The following is an 18,652-nucleotide window of genomic DNA, read 5'->3' as shown; positions in this document are numbered from 1 at the left end:
CGCAGGACCTTATGATTTTTTGCTTTGTTGATTGATTAATTGCTCAATTCGTTGACTTAAAACATGAGCTTTTTGCGCTAACTGTTCAACATCATCACTAAAATAAGATATTTCAGCTGCTGTTACCATCAGTCGTTTTTCGTGTACTAGCCATTCGCTGGCATCGGCTTGTATTTGTTGAGACGCAAAGTTTAATTTTTTTACTAACTGGCGACCCAGCTCGCCTAACTTGTAGGCAGGAATATCACCAATGCGTTTGGCTAACTCACTTTGCCAATCAATATCAAGTGTTTGTGCAATCTCGGAAAAACGCTGAGCTACTTTTAGATCACCTTGAATATCGAGTTTATCGTTTTTGATTAAATCAGTAAGTTGCTGCTCTTTATTGAGTTCAATTAACGTGCTGATACTGGTAATGATGCAGCAGTCATTATGTTCATCACTGGTCGTTACATGTATTTTTTCATGGCTAATGGTAAAGCTTAATGGAAACGGTAATTCTGCAAGTTTTACCGTCAGTGTTTTCCCAGATAAAGGTTTTAATGCCTTTGTGCCGTGTAAGTTATAGCGCAGAAACTGATTAATAACGGTTTCTAGCAGTGCGCTTAAGGCCTGAGCAAACATAAGTTGCTGACTGATAGTCTGACGCATACGATTAAAATTTATAACCTTTATGCAGCGCGACAACACCGCCAGTTAAATTTTTGTAACTGGTTTGTTCAAAACCTGCATCATCCATCATGTTTTTCAGTGTTTCTTGATCAGGATGCATGCGGATAGATTCTGCTAAATATTGATAGCTGTCACCGTCTTTTGCCACTAACTCACCCATTTTAGGCAAGATATTAAAAGAATAAAAATCGTAGGCTTTATTCACTAATTCATGTTCAGGTTTAGAGAACTCTAGTACTAATAAACGTCCACCAGGCTTAAGTACACGGTACATAGAACGCAGTGCCATATCTTTATCGGTAACATTGCGCAAACCAAACGCTATGGTGATAACATCAAAAGTATTATCTTCAAACGGTAAATATTGAGCGTTTGCTTGCACGTATTCAATATTTTGTACTAAGCCGCGATCACGTAATTTATCGCGACCAACATTCAGCATTGAGCTATTAATATCAGCAAGTATAACTTTACCTTCACGGCCAACAAGTTGGGAAAATTTTGCCGTTAAATCACCGGTACCACCGGCTAAGTCTAATACTTTGTTACCTGGACGTACGCCACTGGCGTCGATGGTAAAACGTTTCCATAAGCGATGAATACCAAATGACATCAAATCGTTCATTACATCGTATTGCTGGGCAACAGAATGAAATACGCTGGCAACTTTCGACTCTTTTTCATTTTTTTCGACGGTTTGAAAACCAAAGTGAGTAGTAGCTTCTTCACTATTGTCGTTGTTAATTGGATGATTTTGATCGTGTGCAGACATCATGGTTTCGCTATAAACTAAAATTACTGCTAGTTTACCGCATTTTTTTAGATTAATTAACACTTCAGATCAAGGTGGTAGATATTAAACGTAACTCAGGTTTAATAAAGGTTGTTAACACGTGATATTTAGGGCTGTTTTTGTTGTTTTTTATCGCCTGATACTTACTCTCTCATGGGCTAATTAATCAACTGGGTATAATCGCTAACGTTGCCAGCTTTAAGCGTTAGAATATTTTTCACGATTTGCTAGCCAACGATTGATCAGTGCGTTGGCCTTTTCTGGGTACTGTCGCCATATCAAGTGAGCTTGCTGCTGCACTTCAGGTATTAAGTGAGCGTCTCGCTGTAGGTCTGCAATTCTTAAATCAGCTAAACCCGTTTGCTTGGTACCGAGCAATTCGCCAGGCCCGCGAATTTCGAGATCTTTTTGCGCGATAACAAAGCCATCGTTGCTTTCTCTGAGCACATTCAAGCGTTTGGTCGCGGTTTTAGTCAGCGGAGCTTTGTACATTAAGACACAATGAGACGCCACTGAACCACGACCTACGCGGCCACGCAATTGATGAAGTTGTGCTAAACCTAATCGTTCTGGATTCTCAATAACCATTAGGCTGGCGTTGGGCACATCAACGCCAACTTCTATTACGGTTGTGGCTACTAGCACATCGAGTTCGCCAAGTTTAAAGCGCTCCATTACGGCTTGTTTTTCATCGGCTTTCATTCGACCGTGTACTAAACCTATTTTTAACTCGGATAACTGCTCTTGCAAGTGCACAGCAGTATCTTCAGCAGCTTGGCATTGCAGAACCTCAGACTCTTCAATTAAGGTACACACCCAGTAAGCTTGACGGTTGTCGTTTGTACAACCTTGACGAATACGTTCAATAACATCATCTCGACGATTATCTGGCAATGCTATCGTGGTTATAGGTGTTCGCCCAGGGGGTAATTCATCAATTACTGAGGTGTCTAAATCTGCATAAGCTGTCATGGCTAAAGTGCGAGGAATAGGTGTTGCAGTCATAATTAACTGGTGTGGATAATTACCTTGCCATGCACCTTTTTCACGTAATGATAGACGCTGATGGACACCAAACTTATGTTGCTCATCAATAATAACCAGTGCGAGTTTGTTGAATATTACTTGCTCTTGGAACAAGGCATGGGTACCAATAACCATTTGCATATTGCCATTTTCAATGTGCTCTAAGGCATTGCGTCTTGCTTTCGCTTTGGTTTTACCGACCAGCCAACCGACGGAAATGCTAAGTGGCTCAAACCATTTTTGAAAATTAATCGCATGTTGTTCAGCCAGTATCTCTGTTGGTGCCATTAAGGCAACTTGAAAGCCTTGACCAATAGCGGTTAACGCGGCTAATGCTGCAACCAGTGTTTTGCCTGAACCAACATCACCTTGCACTAAACGCATCATAGGTACGGGTTTTAGTAAGTCAGTACGTATTTCTGCAGTAACTCTTGCTTGTGCCCCTGTGGGTGTAAATGGTAATGACGCTAAAAAGCTTTTCTCTAGCTGTGTATCTGTTGCCAAAACTACAGCGGGATGATGATCATTAGCGGCTCTTAACTTCAACATACTGAGGTTATGGGCTAACAGCTCTTCTTTGATCAGTCTAAGCTGCGCCGGATGTTTGCCTTCTTCCATTAAAATAACGGAGGTGTCTGGCGGAGGCCGATGAATTAAGGCTAATGCTTCAGCTAAAGAGTATTGTTGATGGCTAATTTCTGCAGGTAATAATTCTTCTACATGGCCACGTTGTAGGCGGATTAATGCTTGCTCGGTTAAATTACGCAAAGATAGTTGCCGTAAACCGTCGGTAGTTGAATATACTGGGGTCAGCGTTTCTTCTGTCGGCGTTAAAGGTTGATCTTGATCTAGCGCTTTATATTCTGGATGCACCATTTCGAAACCACGCATACCGCGATTAACTTCACCATAACAGCGAATATTAAGCCCAATAGCTAAGCTGTTTTTTTGGCTAGCTGAAAAATGAAAAAAACGTAGATTGATGCTGCCTGTACCATCATTGATAGTCACTAGCATCATTCTACGCTTGCCTTGTATGATTTCGTTTTGCGTGACCTCACCAATAATATTGGTGAATATACCGGGCATGAGATCACGAACAGCAGTAACACGTGTGCGGTCTTCGTAGCGAAGCGGTAAATGAAATAGTAAGTCTTGTAGTGAGACTAAACCTACTTTTTCTAGCTTAGCTGCCATACCAGGGCCAACGCCTTTTAAGGTGGTGACTGGAATTTGGGCTAAATTAGATAACGCTTCCGTTTGGCGAGACACCGCAGGCTCCCTTGCTGTAAATTTATGGATTATTCGTCGTCGATTTTTTCCCAAGCATCTTGGGTCATTTGCATTTGCTGCCACCATTGCTCTGATGCAACAATTTGTCCATCCTCATCGATTTCAGGATAAGGTAAGCCTTTGCGCTGACAGGCCGTTGCAAAAATTGGATGGCCACCTTCAAATAATATCCGTTGACGACGTTGATGGCTTATTCTTGGTTGTTGATATAACCCCGCCGCTTGACGTTGGCGTTGGGCTTCGTATAACACGACAGAACACGCAACAGAGACATTTAATGACTGCACCATACCCACCATTGGAATAACGATATCTTGATCGGCCATTTCAAGTGCTTTTGCCGAGGCGCCAAATTTTTCTTGTCCAAGAATAATAGCTGTTGGTTTGGTATAGTCAATTTCACGAAAGTCGACCGCAGTATCTGATAAGTTAGTGACCAATACCTGCATGCCTTGTTTTTTTAATTCGTTGATTGCATCTTCGGTCTTACTGTAATCATGTACATCTATCCAGTTTTGACTACCTGCAGCACTGCCACCAGAAAGGCGCATGGTTTCATTTTTCCATACGGCATGAACATCGCTGATACCAATGGCGTCTGCTGTACGAACGACAGCGGCTAAGTTATGGGTTTTGTGCACGCCTTCCATACATACGGTTAAGTCAGGCTGGCGTTGATCTAACATGCTGTTGATTCTTTGTAGTCTATCCGGTGTCATATACTTGTTCTAAAGTTGTGTTAAATGTTGGCAAGCTTTTATCAATCTAGCTTGCCGGTAAAATATGGTGCTAAGCATTAACTGTAATTTGGTAATTCCATAATGCCGTCAATTTCGATTGCCACGTCTTTTGGCAACCTAGCAACTTGAACTGCCGCACGTGCCGGGTAAGGTTGTTGAAAATATTGGCTCATAATTTCGTTAACTGTAGCGAAATTGGCCAGATCTTGTAAAAATATATTCACTTTTACCATGTCATTTATATTGCCACCAGCCGCTTCACATACTGCAACAATATTTTTAAATACCTGCTGTGTCTGCTCGGCAAAGTCGTCTGAAACAATTTCCATGGTTTCAGGTACTAAAGGAATTTGGCCTGAAAGATAGACGGTATTATTCACTTTTACCGCTTGGCTGTATGTCCCTATTGCGCTAGGCGCTAAATCTGTATTAATAATTGTTTTCATCGTTTTTCCTATTGCTATTTGTTACGCACAACGCGTTGAACATAGTCCATGACTTTAATTTTTCGAATGATGTCGGCAAGGTGAACCCTATTTCGACAAGTAATTTCCATATCAATGAGATATAGTCCAGAATCTTTTTCACCTGAATTGAGCGTATGTACATTAGAACCACAGCGTGCCACTACATTCGTTAATGCAGCAAGCGCTCCTTTATGGTTGAGAATGTCGATACGTAATTTGGCAATAAAGTCGCGATCGATATCGGTGTCCCACCTAACAGGGAACAAACTACCTTGCTCATGACCTTTATTATTTCTGCAACCCTGTTGATGCACCATCAAGCCTTTGCCTGGACTTAAATAAGCCAGAATAGAGTCACCAGGAATAGGTCGGCAACACTTACCATAACTCACCATCATACCTTCGGTGCCTTTAATGGGCATTTTGTTTTTAGTCATCATGGTGGGTTTTAGCTCTGACTCTTCGGTAAATTCGTCTTTTAAACGTTTAGCTATACCTATGCTAAGCGCATTGCCGAGTCCAATATTGATCAGTAATTCTTCAGTGGATTTATTGCCTGTATCTTTAACCACTTGAGCCAGCTTTGCTTGGTCAATATCGACTAGTTTTGTTGCACCTAAGGCATGACTCAGTAAGCGTTTGCCCAAGGCAAGCGATTCTGTTTTTTCTTGCGAACGTAAGTAGGTGCGAATTTGCAAGCGTGCTTTTGCGGTAACAACAAAATTAAGCCAAGTAGCGTTAGGTCTTGCAGCGGAAGAAGTAACTACTTCAATGGTCTGGCCTGAATCTAATGGTTGGCTTAATGGAAAAGGTTTACGCTCAACTTTTACGCCAACGCATGAATTACCCACATCGGTATGCACGGCATAAGCAAAATCGACTGCAGTTGCCCCCATCGGTAATTCAACAATACGCCCGTCGGGTGTAAAAACATAAATTTCTTCTGGGAACAGATCCGATTTTACATTTTCGATAAATTCAAATGAACTGCCAGCGCTTTGCTGTAATTCTAATAAGCTTTGCATCCAACGGCGTGCTTTCATCTGTGCCGTCGTGCCAGTATCTTCGTTATCTTGTTTGTATAACCAGTGCGCCGCAACACCTTTATCTGCCATTTGGTCCATGTCGTTGGTACGAATTTGAATTTCTACGGGAATACCATGAGGGCCAATTAAGGACGTATGCAGTGATTGATAGCCATTGGTTTTTGGAATGGCGATATAATCTTTAAATCGTGATTCAATCGGTTTATATAAATTATGGGCGGCACCTAAAGCGCGATAGCAGTCATCTATTTTATCACCAACGATAATTCTAAAGGCATAAATGTCCATGACTTCATTGAACATGAGTTCTTTGTTGCGCATTTTCCGATAGATAGAGTAAAGGTGTTTTTCTCGGCCGAGCACTTGTGCTTTAATGCCGTTTTCCGCTAACCGGTTGGTTATTTCTTCTTGGATATTATTGATAATTTCTTTGCGATTGCCACGCGCTTGTTTAATCGCTGATTTTAAGGCGCGAGAACGCATGGGGTAGAGCGCTTCAAAACCTAATTCTTCTAGCTCGTTTTTAACATCGTGAATACCGAGGCGATTGGCGATTGGCGCATAAATATCTAATGTTTCACGGGCAATGCGTCGACGCTTATCTGGTCGTAATGCACCTAAGGTCCGCATATTATGAGTGCGATCGGCAAGCTTAATCAAAATAACGCGAATATCTTGCACCATGGCTAAGATCATTTTGCGAAAGTTTTCCGCTTGCATTTCTTCTTTATTATCGAATTTTAACTTATCAAGTTTGCTAACACCTTCAACCAACTCGGCTACCGTATGACCAAAGAGTTCAGCTAATTGATCTTTAGTTACCGGTGTATCTTCGATCACGTCGTGCAGTAAAGCCGCCATTAGCGTTTCGTGATCTAAATGCATTTTGGCTAGATTTAGTGCAACAGCTACCGGATGGGTAATGTATGGCTCACCACTAGAACGCATTTGGCCATCGTGAGCCTCACGCGCAACAATATAGGCCTGTTTCAACAGGTCAATTTGTACTTTTGACAGATAACTTGATACGTGTTCTTTTAGTGGTTCAAAAAGGTACACCCAACATTTCCTTTATGATGACTTTCGCTATGATAGATTAGAATACGTTTATTTTACGGCTATGCCAATGTTTTAGCGCACTTGCGTGATATTTTGCCATAAAATAAGCGAGATAATAAAAAACGCGTAAATCACAGTGATGTAATTTACGCGTTTTGAATGTTACGACTAACGTTAAAGGTTAGTAATAATTATTGGTTTCCACCAACAATTGCTGCAACAGCTGCTAATTCAGCAGAATCTTGTTGTACTTGCTCATGCTTATCAGAACGGTCCATTACTTCAGTAGTAATTAGTCCTGCTTCGATTTCACGTAAAGCAATTACTGTTGGTTTGTCATTTTCAGGGTCTACCAATGGTTCTTTACCGCCCGTAGCAATTTGACGAGCACGACGAGATGCGATTAACACCAAGTCAAAACGATTACCGACTTTTTCTACGGCATCTTCAACAGTTACGCGAGCCATTTGGTCACTCCAACAATTAAATTTATAAAATAGTCGCGTAGTTTACTTGATCCACAGGCAAGTAAGCAAGCACTCTACGTTAATAATTCGTCAAATAAACTTTGGTGTTCGCAGGCTTGCTGACTGCGCTTTAAGCGTTGGTTGTTCACCACAGTAGTTAAATCTGTTAATGCCTGCTCAAAATCATCGTTGACAATAATATAATCAAACTCTTGATAATGTGAACATTGCGCTTGTGCTTCGGCCATTCGGGCTTGAATAACGTCTTCACTGTCTTGGCCTCTACCACGTAATCGGTTTACTAATTCTTGTTTCGATGGTGGGCTAATAAAAATAGTTGTTACGTCGGGTTTTTTTATTCTAACTTGCTGTGCCCCTTGCCAGTCAATATCAAGAAAAACATCGACACCTAGTGCAAGTTGCTGATCTATAGCTACTTCGCTTGTGCCGTAAAAATTACCAAACACTTCCGCATACTCGTAAAAGTGTTTATCAGCAATCGATTGTTTAAATTGGTCTTTGCTGACAAAGTGATAATGTTGGCCATCAACTTCACCGGGACGAGGTGCACGAGTTGTGTGTGAAACAGAAACTTGCATGGGTCTAGGCGATGTTTGTTTTAGTAAGGCGGAGATTAAACTCGACTTACCTGCACCACTTGGGGCAGATAGAATGAAAAGATTACCTTTAGTTGTCACAATTTATCCTTGCTGCTGAGTAAATAACAGCTAATAGTAATACCAATTGAAATAATGTATCGGTCAGCTTAGCGTTTTAAAAAAGGGCTTAGAATCAGGACACTGCGTTAAACAGGCTTCTGCTCGGCGACATCTCCAGAGTCGTTCCACTGTAACATCCATGTGGCCTTATTTTACATAGCTTTTTTGAGTCACTATGATACCAAGTTGATTCACTAGTTTTCATTTTTCCTCATGAAAAAGTAAATCACTTAATTAATCAATTTGGTCTTAGATACGACTTAACTGAGCATTTTTTCAATTGATATAGTCAATATTAATGGCGCGCACTATACCTAAAATTTGTAGTTTTTCCCATTAATTTGTCTTCGCGAAGCCGAGTGGTTTTCAATTTATCTAGGCCGTGTCGAGAGAAATTTGCTGATTGTGTTGATCAAGCGCTAATAAGTTGAAGGCATTTCGTGAGTCATTTTTTACTGCATATAGCCGTTCATCAGCTTGTTTAAGAACTTGATCAATACTGATATTTTTATTTGGAATTAATTGCACTGCGCCAATACTTACCGAAACTTGGCAAGTATTATTAATCGCGTGATGCGGAATAGCGAGATCAGTTATACTATTAAGGCAAGCCGACAATACGGTTGACGCTGTATAGTTTTTTGTCATTGGGAAGTAAAAATAAAATTCCTCTCCGCCGCAGCGAAAAATAGCGCCATCATAATCATATAGCTGCCGTTTAATGGTATTGGCAATTTTGCGCAGCACCAAATCACCTTGATGATGTCCATAATGGTCATTATATTTCTTAAAGTGGTCTACATCGATAATGCCATACACCATAGCACTTTGTGCTTGTTGAGCGAGTAACCAACCTTCCGTACTATCTTGTAGCCATTTTCGTCGATTAGGCAATTCGGTTAAGCTGTCGAATAATGCAAATTTTTTCAATAAGTTACGTTGGCGAATGATTTCTAGATGAGTATTAACCCGTGCCCGAACAATGCTAGAAGTAAAAGGTTTTTGAATATAGTCACAAGCACCCAGCTTTAAACCTTTTTCTTCATTTTTCACGTCTTGTAAACCGGTAATGAAAATCACGGGAATATTGGTCAATTTCGGGTGTAGTTTTAGTTTTATCATTAGCTCAAAGCCGTCTTCATCAGGCATGAGAATATCCAATAAAATAATATCAGGATTTTCTTGTAAAGCGTGCTGAAACCCCTGTTTAGCACTCTTACATGCCACAACGTTATAATGGTCTTTGAAAATAGATGCTAGCACTTTTAAGTTTACGCTTTCATCGTCTATACACAATATAGTGTAACGTTGTTCATTTGCTCTACGGCGTTCTTCCATGTTGAACTGCGGCATTGTTTACTACCTCCATACCCAAGCTACTTTACGTCGCTTATTTTTTGCTCCAAGACTGATAATGCCGCTGAAGCTTCATCAAAGTCAAAGTTATTGACCAGTTTTAGGATGTTATCTATGTACTGGTGGTAAAGTGTTTCATGGCCAATAGCCATTAACTCTTTCGTAATATCTTCTGCTTCAATATTAGCAGATATTAAACAAGGTTTTAATTTTTCTATAATTTTTTTAGCTGCTTTGATATCAAATGCTTGATCAGTTTTTGCAAGGGTAGCGTGATTATAAATAGGATTTAATTGGCTAATAATAAAGTCTAAATGTTTGATAACTTTGTTAAGTTTAAGTTCAATATGTAAGCCTTGATGATGAATTTCGTTTTCGAGAGCGTTCGCACAGGTCGCTAACTCAAAAGCACCTATATATTGTGCTGCTGATTTTAACGAGTGCGCACTACGATAAAGTATGTCCATTTGCGCCGATTTATAACATTGCACCATTGCTTGTGACTGCACTTGATAATTTAACCAAAAGTCATGAATAATTTCAGTATAAAGGTCTTCTTTGCCCTGAATTTTTTTAACAGCTTCATCAACCGCTAAAATGGTTTCTAGGCGAAGTTTGGTTAATATTGCTTTTGTTTCGCTCGATTTTACCCTGTTATCTGGCTTCTTTTGTAGGGCGCTTTTGGGCTTAATCAAATACTGACTCAGGGTTTTGTATAATAATTCAGGGTCAATAGGCTTGGTTAGATGCAGGTTCATACCTGCAGCTAGACTTTTTTCTATATCACCTTTCATCGCATGTGCGGTCATGGCAATAATGGGCAAATCTGGTAATTGTAAAGTTTGACGAATCTCTTGAGTCGCCGTTAACCCGTCCATTTCAGGCATTTGAATATCCATCAAGACTAAGTCGAATGTTTGAGAAGCTATTTTTTCTAGGGCAATAAGGCCGTTTTCTGCGCATTCAACGGTAATTTTTGTATCGGCTAAAAACTCTTTCGCCACTTGTTGGTTGATCATATTATCTTCAACCAACAATACGGTATAAGCGCTTAAATTAGGCGCAAACATTTCTAAATGGACGTTTTCCACGGTAATACGCTCACCTTCTTTATTTAATAATGCAATAATAGCGTCAGCTAACACCGATTGATTAATAGGTTTTTCAATAAAATCATCAATACCCACGTTAATGGCTGAAGCTTTTGCTTCGTTTTTATCGTAGGCAGAAACCATTAATATATGAGGAAGCTTTGTTTTCGCTTGTGCGTGTATTTTTTTAGTTGCTTCAATGCCGTCCATTTTAGGCATTTTCCAATCCATCATTACAATATCATAGGGCGCACCATTTTTTTCCGCCGATAACACGGCATCTAAAGCCTGTGCACCATTTTCTACGCCATCGGCAGAAATTTCAATATAAGATAAAGCTTCAATTAATACTTTTCTGGCAATATCATTATCATCAGCAACTAAAACCTTTAAGTTGGTTAGCATGTGACGATTAACGGCTGGGATATTTTCAGCTATGTTTTCTGCATGCTCAAATGCCGCAGTAAAGCTGAATGTTGAGCCTACGTTAAGTTCGCTTTTTAGCGATATCTCTCCATTCATCAGCTCGGTCAATTGCTTGCTTATTGCTAAGCCTAAACCAGTACCACCGTATTTGCGGGTCACTGAATCGTCGGCTTGGGTAAATGATTGAAACAACCCTTGTTGCTGTTTTTTACTCATGCCTATACCCGTATCATGCACTGAAAATTTTAGGTAATTTGTTAGCCTGTCTTCACGGTATTTTTCAATGCAGATATGAATTGAACCGGCATGTGTAAATTTTAAAGCGTTGTTTGCCAAGTTGACAATAACTTGTTGTAAACGCAGCGGGTCACCTACTAATCTTTTTGGTACGTCAGGCGCTATATCAATTACAAATTCTAAACCCTTTTCATGCACTTTAAAGGAACAAACATTCACCACGCGTTGTAGCATTTCATAAAGAGAAAACTCGATACACTCTAGTGTTAGTTTTTCAGCCTCTATTTTTGAAAAATCTAAAATATCATTAATTAAGACTAATAGTGATTTTGAAGAGTCTTGTATTTTTTCTAAATAATCTTGTTGATTAATTGATAGCTCAGTACGCAGAGCTAATTGACTTAAGCCTATAACGGCATTCATTGGCGTTCTAATTTCGTGGCTCATATTCGCTAAGAAATTAGATTTAGCTTGGCTTGCCTGCTCCGCTTTAATTTTTTCTTCGGCTAATTCTTTTGTACGATCGTAAATTTGATTTTCGAGATTGCGACTGTAATTTAGTATGAGTTGGTAAAGCTTTGCATTATCAAACGAGATAGCCGTTTGATCGGCAAGAAATTGCAAAACATTCACCCGCTCATCGCTAAATACACCTTCGACATCGTAATGTTCGAGATAGACAACACCTTGTAAATTGCCTTTGACGATGCTGGGAAAACAGAGAATTGATTTTGGCTGACGCTCTTCAAAATAAGGATCAGATAAAAAATGCTCTTGAACATTATTATGGGTTAATACTTGTGCTTTTAATGTGCGAGAAACAAGATTTATAATAGAGTAAGGCAGCATCTGCTGTGTCGTGTTGGCAATGCCATCACTCGACAAGGCGATTTCGAGCTTTAAAATGCCTTCACTTTGTAATAATAAAGCACCATTTTGAGCACCTGCGTTTTCGATGATAATGACCATCATGCGATGCAAATAGGCCGCTAAATCAATTTCACCACTTAAGGTTTCAGAGGCTTTAAGTACAGAGGTAAGATCAAGGACCTGGCTGTTTTTATGTTGTTGATAATTTGGCAGATTATCTCGACGATGACTTTGCACTGTTAAAAGTGATTGATGTAAAGTTAATAATTGTTGGGCTTTATTATTGGCACCCCACATTTGATAACTGTCAAAAGCTTGTTGGTAATAGTCTGTTGCCATTGATTTTTTATTGGCAGCTAACCAATAATTACCAGCAAGTTCATTTGCCAGTGCAAAGTGATGGGGCGCAGAATGTTGTTTTGCCAGTTCAATGGCTTGATCATAGCTTTGCCATGCGTTGCTGTCATCGGCCAAAAACTGTAATTCAGCACGGATCAGTTTTTCTTTATGACGATAGTTTGCTGGGCTGTTCTCGGCCCATTGTACAATTAAGTCAAGGTTGGCATTTATTTGTGCGAAATTTTCAAGGTAACTGGCACTTTGTTGATCCGATATTTTCTTACGGCAAAATTGAGCACGAATTAGCGCTGCATAAAAATGAAATTCACCAAAGTGATATAAAGAAACAACTGAATTTTTATAAGTCTGTGCGTGTAACATTTGCACATGAGCCTGAGTAATATTATTAAATAAATAAGCTTGAATCATACGCGCTAAATGGTAAGCGAATAGCGTAGTGACATTTTGACTTTTCATCAGCTGAGGCAGTTGTAATGTCTCATCAAAGTGCTTGCCCTGCAAATTGTTGACTTGGGCGTTTTCCACTTGCAAGTTATTTGTTAACTGCTGCCAAATTTGCATTATCATTAGCTGATAAGGCTGTTTTTTGCTTTTCATTAATACTGCATATCGAGCCATTATTTTTTGACATTCAATCAGGCTCTCACCACTGAATAAACTATGCATACTATGAATTAATGCGGAGTGAAAAGCATAGGCAATGCTGCCACATTCAATGCCTTGGTAGAAGTTTTTCTCTAAAGGTTTTAACGTCTGACTCAGGGGAGATGTCCAATGAGAAATTGAGGACTTTTGGGTAAACTCTACTTCTATATAGATAGGCTCAGAGGGGTATTTTTGATTCACCTTTACGGCTAAAGCGGCAAAGGCTGAAGCCTCGTTAAAACGACTAAATACACCACAGAGTAATAACCCATGGGTGACAAACACTTTTGCACTGAGCGCCGAAAGCCCAGCAGTCAAGCATAACTCAAGCGACGTGTAAGCAATACGCATATAATCTGACGTGTTTAATAAGTATGCTGGCGTTTGAATAGCGTTTAGAATCTCCAAGGCTAATAATTGACGCTTGTCAGTCATGATGGGTAAATTTGCCAGTTCGGCAATGCTGTCAAGTTGGTAATATTGTTCTATAGCTAAATAATTCAGCTTATCGTCCGTGTGAGGGAGAACAATAGCAATCGCTTTTAATGTCGCAATACCTAGATCTAAGGCTGTTTGCATCTCGTTTTGTGCGACAAGTGATAACACGTGAGTTTTTGTGAAATTAGCCCGGTCAATAAGGTTGGTAATAAAGGATATTTGCTGCTTAAAATGCAAATTACCTTGGTTGTAGTCTTGTATAAAGTACAGCACATTTGCTTTGCCTAATGCGATGCTAAAGCTTAAATTATATTCATCTTGCCAATGTTGATTGCTTAAATAGGCTTCAGCCTGCTCAAAGTAATAGAGCGCACTATCGTAGTCATTTACCTCTAAAGATTTTTCACCGGCAATTTTATTAAAGTGAGCGAGTAATTTTTCATTTCCTTGCTCAATATACAAAGCAGAAGCTAAGTTAACATGCTCTATGTAATCAAAAATATTATCTTCAGTTGATGAGTTTTCTAGTGTGGTCGAGTTTATATCCGCTATAAAATACTGTGAAATTTTGTAATGAATAAGCGACTTTGGTAATGGGTTGGCTAGCAAATAAGCGGCTTGTTGTATTTTATTATGCGAAAAGTTTATTTGCTCTAATGCTTCCATTTGCTGCTTTTGGGAATAGGCAATTAATAAACCATCAGTAATTAACGGGCTTAACTCTCGCTCAATTTCTTCCTCAGAGATGCCAACCACTTGTATTAATAAATCAATAGGCACTGAACTACCGATGCATGCCGCGTGATGTAATATATTTTGACCGGCGCTTGAAATATGGGTTAGCCGCAAGGTCATTAATTCAATTACATTATCTGTTGCTGCGAGTTTGTGAGTTAGTTGTTCATCCCATTGCCACTGATTATTTTTATCTTTTGTTAATATTTCTTGTGCGTTTAAAGACTTAATAAATTCTCTAATGAAAAATGGATTACCATCAGTTTTCTCAAACACGATATTAACTAAGGGCTGAATGGATGCAACTGATAGTGAAAGTGTTGATGCCATAAATTGACCGATTGCGCAGGCATCTAGTGGCAGTAATTTAATATGGGTATTAAAAGCTTTGGTTTTCTTAATTTCTGCTAATAGTTGATTTAATGGGTGCGAAGCCAATATTCCATTATCACGAAAAGCAGTGATCATAAATAAATGCGTACTGTAGCTAGCCTCAACTAAATGTTGTAATAATTGAATACTGCCGATGTCAGCCCATTGCAAGTCATCAATAAAAATAGTCAAAATGCTATTTTGCTGACCAAATGATTGTAAAAAATTACCGATTGTTGAGTTAAAACGATTGCGTGCCTCCTCGGCTGGCAACTCAGTGAGTGTCGGTTGTGCACCAATAATTAGTGCTAATTCGGGCACTAGCTCTATCAACAATTGACCATTACCCTGCAATGCGGTTTGAAAGATATTTTTCCAGCTAGAAAGGCTTTTTTCACTTTCCCCTAACAGTTGTTCAACAAGCTCGGTAATCGCCTGAATTAACGCGAAATAGGGGGTGTTTTTTTTATACTGCTCATATTTACCTTGAATAAAATATCCATGCTTGGCAATAATGGGCCGGTATAACTCTTTAATAAGACGTGACTTCCCAGTGCCAGAGTAGCCACTGATCACACAGATTTGACTACTTTTATGTTGCTCAACATAATGAAAAGCATCTAATAAAGTATCTTGTTCTTGCTTACGTCCAAAAATTTCAGCAGAAAAAATGAGCTTATTATTAAAGTCTTTTTTACCGAGTGTAAACGGTCGAATCTTCGCTGAATTTTTTAAATCAATTGCACAATGAACAAGGTCAGCTTTAATCCCTTTAGCCGATTGATAGCGTTGCGATGGTTCTTTTTCTAATAGTTGTGCAAGGATATTGGCTATGACTTCTGGTAAGTCGGAATTATATTCGGTGGCGCGCTCGGGTTTTCTAGCAATATGGGCATGAACGAGTTCCATTTCATCAGCATAAATAAAAGGTAATCGACCCGTAAATAAGTTGAATAAACAGGCACCAATAGAGTAAATATCAGAGTAAACCTCAATAGCACGATTCATTCGGCCACTGGCTTCAGGCGCTAAGGTCGCTAAATATTGCCGTTCAACACTAATATTGGCGGTTTTTTTATGTAGTGCTGAAATTTTTGTCGCAAAACTTAAATCATAAAGTCGTGGCTGAAAATTTTCGTCGATATAAATATGAACTGGACAAATATTGTTAACAATAAAACCGAGTTGATGTAATTGGGCGTAGAGCTGGCAAATATTAATCGCAATTTGTAATTTACTGTCTAATGAAAGGGCAGTTGACGACAGCTCAGACAGGGATTGAGTTTGCGGGGAAAATGGAAATAATGCATAACAATATTCCGGATCGTCATAAACCTCAATCGGCACAACTAGTTGCTTGATAGACAATTGACTATGTAATGATAAAAACTTTTTAAAGCGAACTAGTGTTTGGTAATTGTTAGTTTTTTTTAGGCGTTTAATTAAGAAGCTTTGCTCTTTATCATTTTTTACAATCAATATTTCTACTGAGCTTGAAATGTCTTGCTGCTCCTTTACAAAGGTGTAGCCTTGAAAATTTACCATCGGTAATCACAACCTTACTAAATTTATGTCTTATTCAAATGTTGCTGATTTGAGATAAACCCAATAACGAGTTTTATCATCATGACTTTTACTTATCGTTTGAAGAGCTAAGGAAGTAAATGTTCAAACAATTACTTTTTCCGTATAGATTCATGTAGTGATTATCTTAAATGGTCAACATAATAAACGTCGTCATTGTGCGCAATCATACTTGCTTGCTACACACCGGTATCGATTTACTGGCTTGGAAATGTAAGGTGTAATTACACGCCTTAAGTCCTGATATTTATTATCATCGATAATAGATAACTCATTTAATTCTATCGGTATTAATTAGCTTAGCACCACCCTATTCAATGTACAGTTGAATTGAAAAATTTCCATGCTATATCGCGCCATAATATCGTGTTCACCGTATAGTTTTTTGCTATATGGTTATTAAATGGCATATCTATAAATTATGTTGGATTTAGTTCTGCGTAACGGATTTACCTGTTTGTGCAGACAACCAAGCTTTAGCTTCTGTAATACTATGAAATATTTGAATTTTACTTTTGAAAATATCTTTAACTATATGCTTTTGTATATGGTTACTTATAACAATGGCTTCCAAAACACAGCCGTTACTTTTGCACCAGTCATATAGCTCTTTACCAATGTCTAAGGTTTCTGGGGAAGCTATTGATTCTTCATCCCAAACTTCAATCCTTCTCCATTGTTTAAAGCCTTTTGATATTACAGATTGTTTTATCTCTGAAGAGTAGTATGTTAAACCAAGCTCATTGAATGGCCCTTCAACTTTTGAGATGAAAAGATTATCCTCCCAAGTAAACGTAATTCTTCCGTGTCTATCCATATTAACCTCCCAGTTTAGAACCACATCAAAAAATGATATGTACTGCACTTCTGATCGTTATTTATGTTTAGTATTGAAACCGTTTTAAACAAGTTATTAGAGCAGCTAGCTGCGCATAATTGACCTGGTCAACTAAATTCAGACACCCCAGTTAAGTTCGTTAAGCTACCTTTTTCAATTCTCTTTCTTTGCCTTCATACACATTTGGACTTTGGTAGCCCAGATATGAGTGCAATCGGTTGCTGTTGTACCACATCGTTATGTAGTTCATCACATCTTGTTGAGCGTCATAACGGGTTTGATAGTTACGCCAATGTACGCGCTCTTGTTTTAAGCTACCAAAGAAGCTCTCTGCTACCGCATTATCCCAGCAGCAACCTTTCTTACTCATGCTGCCCACAAAGCCATGTAACCTGAGTATTCGCCTATATTGATGACTCGCATATTGAACGCCTTGATCTGAATGTACTATCAATCCTGCCTTAGGTTTTCGTTGCCACATTGCCATCGTGAGCGCATCACAAACAAGTTGAGCTTTCATCCGTGTGCCCATGCTCCAACCAACAACTTTACGCGAGTATAGGTCGATTACTATCGCCAAATATAGCCAGCCTTCTGAAGTCCAGATGTAGGTAATATCTTGCACCCACGCTTGATCAGGTTGTTGAACATCAAAGTTTTGCTCAAGTTCGTTCGCATAAATGGGCTTGTTGTGTTCGCTATTTGTCGTTGCTTTATATTTTTTCTTATAACGCACCCAAACATTCGCCTCTTTCATTAACTGCGCTGTTTTTCTGCGGCTAACAGGGTAACTAAGTGCATTTAAGGATTTTTGAATACGTCTTGCGCCATAAGTATTGTCGCTAAACTTAGCGATGTCTTTTACCCATTCCAACATCTCTTGATGCGTTGTATCAATGGGCTTTTGAGCCTTTCTTTTTTGATAACTATAATAGTTGTTACTTCTTACACCCAATACGCGACACATCAGTATCACGGGCCAGATCTTCTTATGTTGGGCAACAAACGAATATATTACTTCGTTTCCTTTGCAAAGAAGACCGTCGCTTTTTTTAATATTTCACGCTCCATTTCTAGGCGCTTGACTTGGGCTTTAAGTTTACGGATTTCATCTTGCTCTGGCGTAAGCTTTCCATTTCCTCTAAAAGCATGACCATCATCATTTTCAGCTTCTTTGATCCATCGGCCAAGCACTTGCGCACTGACGTCTAGATTTCTAGCAGCTTCAGCTACAGGATAGTTTTGATCCCTAACGAGGGTGATTGCATCTAGTTTGAATTCTTTTGAATAAGTTTTACGGTTTTTCATTTATATCTCCAGTTAAGTCAATTATGTCTTAACTGAGGTAGTCGAATCAATTAGACCACGTCAAATCATCTGTGAGTGGATTCTCAGTTGCGCTTGTTAATTAGCATATA

12 protein-coding genes are annotated in these 18,652 nt (G+C 39.1%); all 12 read right to left on the bottom strand.

Annotated elements, in window-relative coordinates; all coding sequences use genetic code 11:
• Window positions 1–9: 9 nt before the first annotated feature.
• The 12 genes from A3Q33_RS07655 to A3Q33_RS07600 all read right to left on the bottom strand — a co-directional run bounded on the left by A3Q33_RS07655 (window position 10) and on the right by A3Q33_RS07600 (window position 18,542).
• Window positions 10–651 carry a ubiquinone biosynthesis accessory factor UbiJ gene (locus A3Q33_RS07655; RefSeq protein WP_081179432.1) on the bottom strand — a complete coding sequence of 214 codons (642 nt, stop codon included), beginning with the start codon at window positions 649–651 and terminating at the stop codon, window positions 10–12.
• Window positions 652–655: 4 nt separating this feature from the next.
• Window positions 656–1,444 carry a bifunctional demethylmenaquinone methyltransferase/2-methoxy-6-polyprenyl-1,4-benzoquinol methylase UbiE gene (gene ubiE, locus A3Q33_RS07650; RefSeq protein WP_081182402.1) on the bottom strand — a complete coding sequence of 263 codons (789 nt, stop codon included), beginning with the start codon at window positions 1,442–1,444 and terminating at the stop codon, window positions 656–658.
• Between the two features lie 219 nt (window positions 1,445–1,663).
• Window positions 1,664–3,763 carry an ATP-dependent DNA helicase RecG gene (recG, locus tag A3Q33_RS07645; protein ID WP_231295803.1) on the bottom strand — a complete coding sequence of 700 codons (2,100 nt, stop codon included), beginning with the start codon at window positions 3,761–3,763 and terminating at the stop codon, window positions 1,664–1,666.
• A 29-nt stretch (window positions 3,764–3,792) separates the two neighbouring features.
• Complete coding sequence (gene trmH, locus A3Q33_RS07640) at window positions 3,793–4,503, bottom strand: tRNA (guanosine(18)-2'-O)-methyltransferase TrmH (RefSeq protein WP_081182399.1); 711 nt, start codon at window positions 4,501–4,503, stop codon at window positions 3,793–3,795.
• Window positions 4,504–4,580: 77 nt separating this feature from the next.
• Complete coding sequence (gene ridA, locus A3Q33_RS07635) at window positions 4,581–4,970, bottom strand: deaminase RidA (RefSeq protein WP_081179430.1); 390 nt, start codon at window positions 4,968–4,970, stop codon at window positions 4,581–4,583.
• A gap of 14 nt (window positions 4,971–4,984) precedes the next feature.
• Window positions 4,985–7,096 (bottom strand): bifunctional GTP diphosphokinase/guanosine-3',5'-bis pyrophosphate 3'-pyrophosphohydrolase, encoded by a 2,112-nt coding sequence (gene spoT / locus A3Q33_RS07630; RefSeq protein ID WP_081179429.1) that lies wholly within the window; start codon window positions 7,094–7,096, stop codon window positions 4,985–4,987.
• A gap of 191 nt (window positions 7,097–7,287) precedes the next feature.
• Window positions 7,288–7,563: a DNA-directed RNA polymerase subunit omega gene (rpoZ, locus tag A3Q33_RS07625; protein WP_081150885.1), complete on the bottom strand. Its 276-nt coding sequence runs from the start codon at window positions 7,561–7,563 to the stop codon at window positions 7,288–7,290.
• Window positions 7,564–7,637: 74 nt separating this feature from the next.
• Window positions 7,638–8,261 (bottom strand): guanylate kinase, encoded by a 624-nt coding sequence (gene gmk / locus A3Q33_RS07620; RefSeq protein ID WP_081179428.1) that lies wholly within the window; start codon window positions 8,259–8,261, stop codon window positions 7,638–7,640.
• 396 nt (window positions 8,262–8,657) lie between these two features.
• Complete coding sequence (locus A3Q33_RS07615) at window positions 8,658–9,635, bottom strand: diguanylate cyclase domain-containing protein (RefSeq protein WP_081179427.1); 978 nt, start codon at window positions 9,633–9,635, stop codon at window positions 8,658–8,660.
• Between the two features lie 23 nt (window positions 9,636–9,658).
• Window positions 9,659–16,357 (bottom strand): response regulator, encoded by a 6,699-nt coding sequence (locus tag A3Q33_RS07610; protein ID WP_081179426.1) that lies wholly within the window; start codon window positions 16,355–16,357, stop codon window positions 9,659–9,661.
• Between the two features lie 469 nt (window positions 16,358–16,826).
• Window positions 16,827–17,213, bottom strand: a complete 387-nt coding sequence (locus tag A3Q33_RS07605) for a hypothetical protein (protein WP_081179425.1) — start codon at window positions 17,211–17,213, stop codon at window positions 16,827–16,829.
• A 160-nt stretch (window positions 17,214–17,373) separates the two neighbouring features.
• Window positions 17,374–18,542, bottom strand: a protein-coding gene (locus A3Q33_RS07600) for an IS3 family transposase (protein WP_155866728.1) whose coding sequence is annotated in 2 segments (ribosomal slippage) — window positions 17,374–18,296 and window positions 18,296–18,542 — 1,170 coding nt in all. Because the reading frame shifts where the segments join, the coding sequence is not laid out codon by codon here.
• Window positions 18,543–18,652: the final 110 nt, after the last annotated feature.

Source organism: Colwellia sp. PAMC 21821 (assembly GCF_002077175.1).
Taxonomy (GTDB): Bacteria; Pseudomonadota; Gammaproteobacteria; order Enterobacterales; family Alteromonadaceae; genus Cognaticolwellia.
Note: the sequence above shows the minus strand (reverse complement) of the source record. Positions and strands in the feature narration are given on the sequence as shown.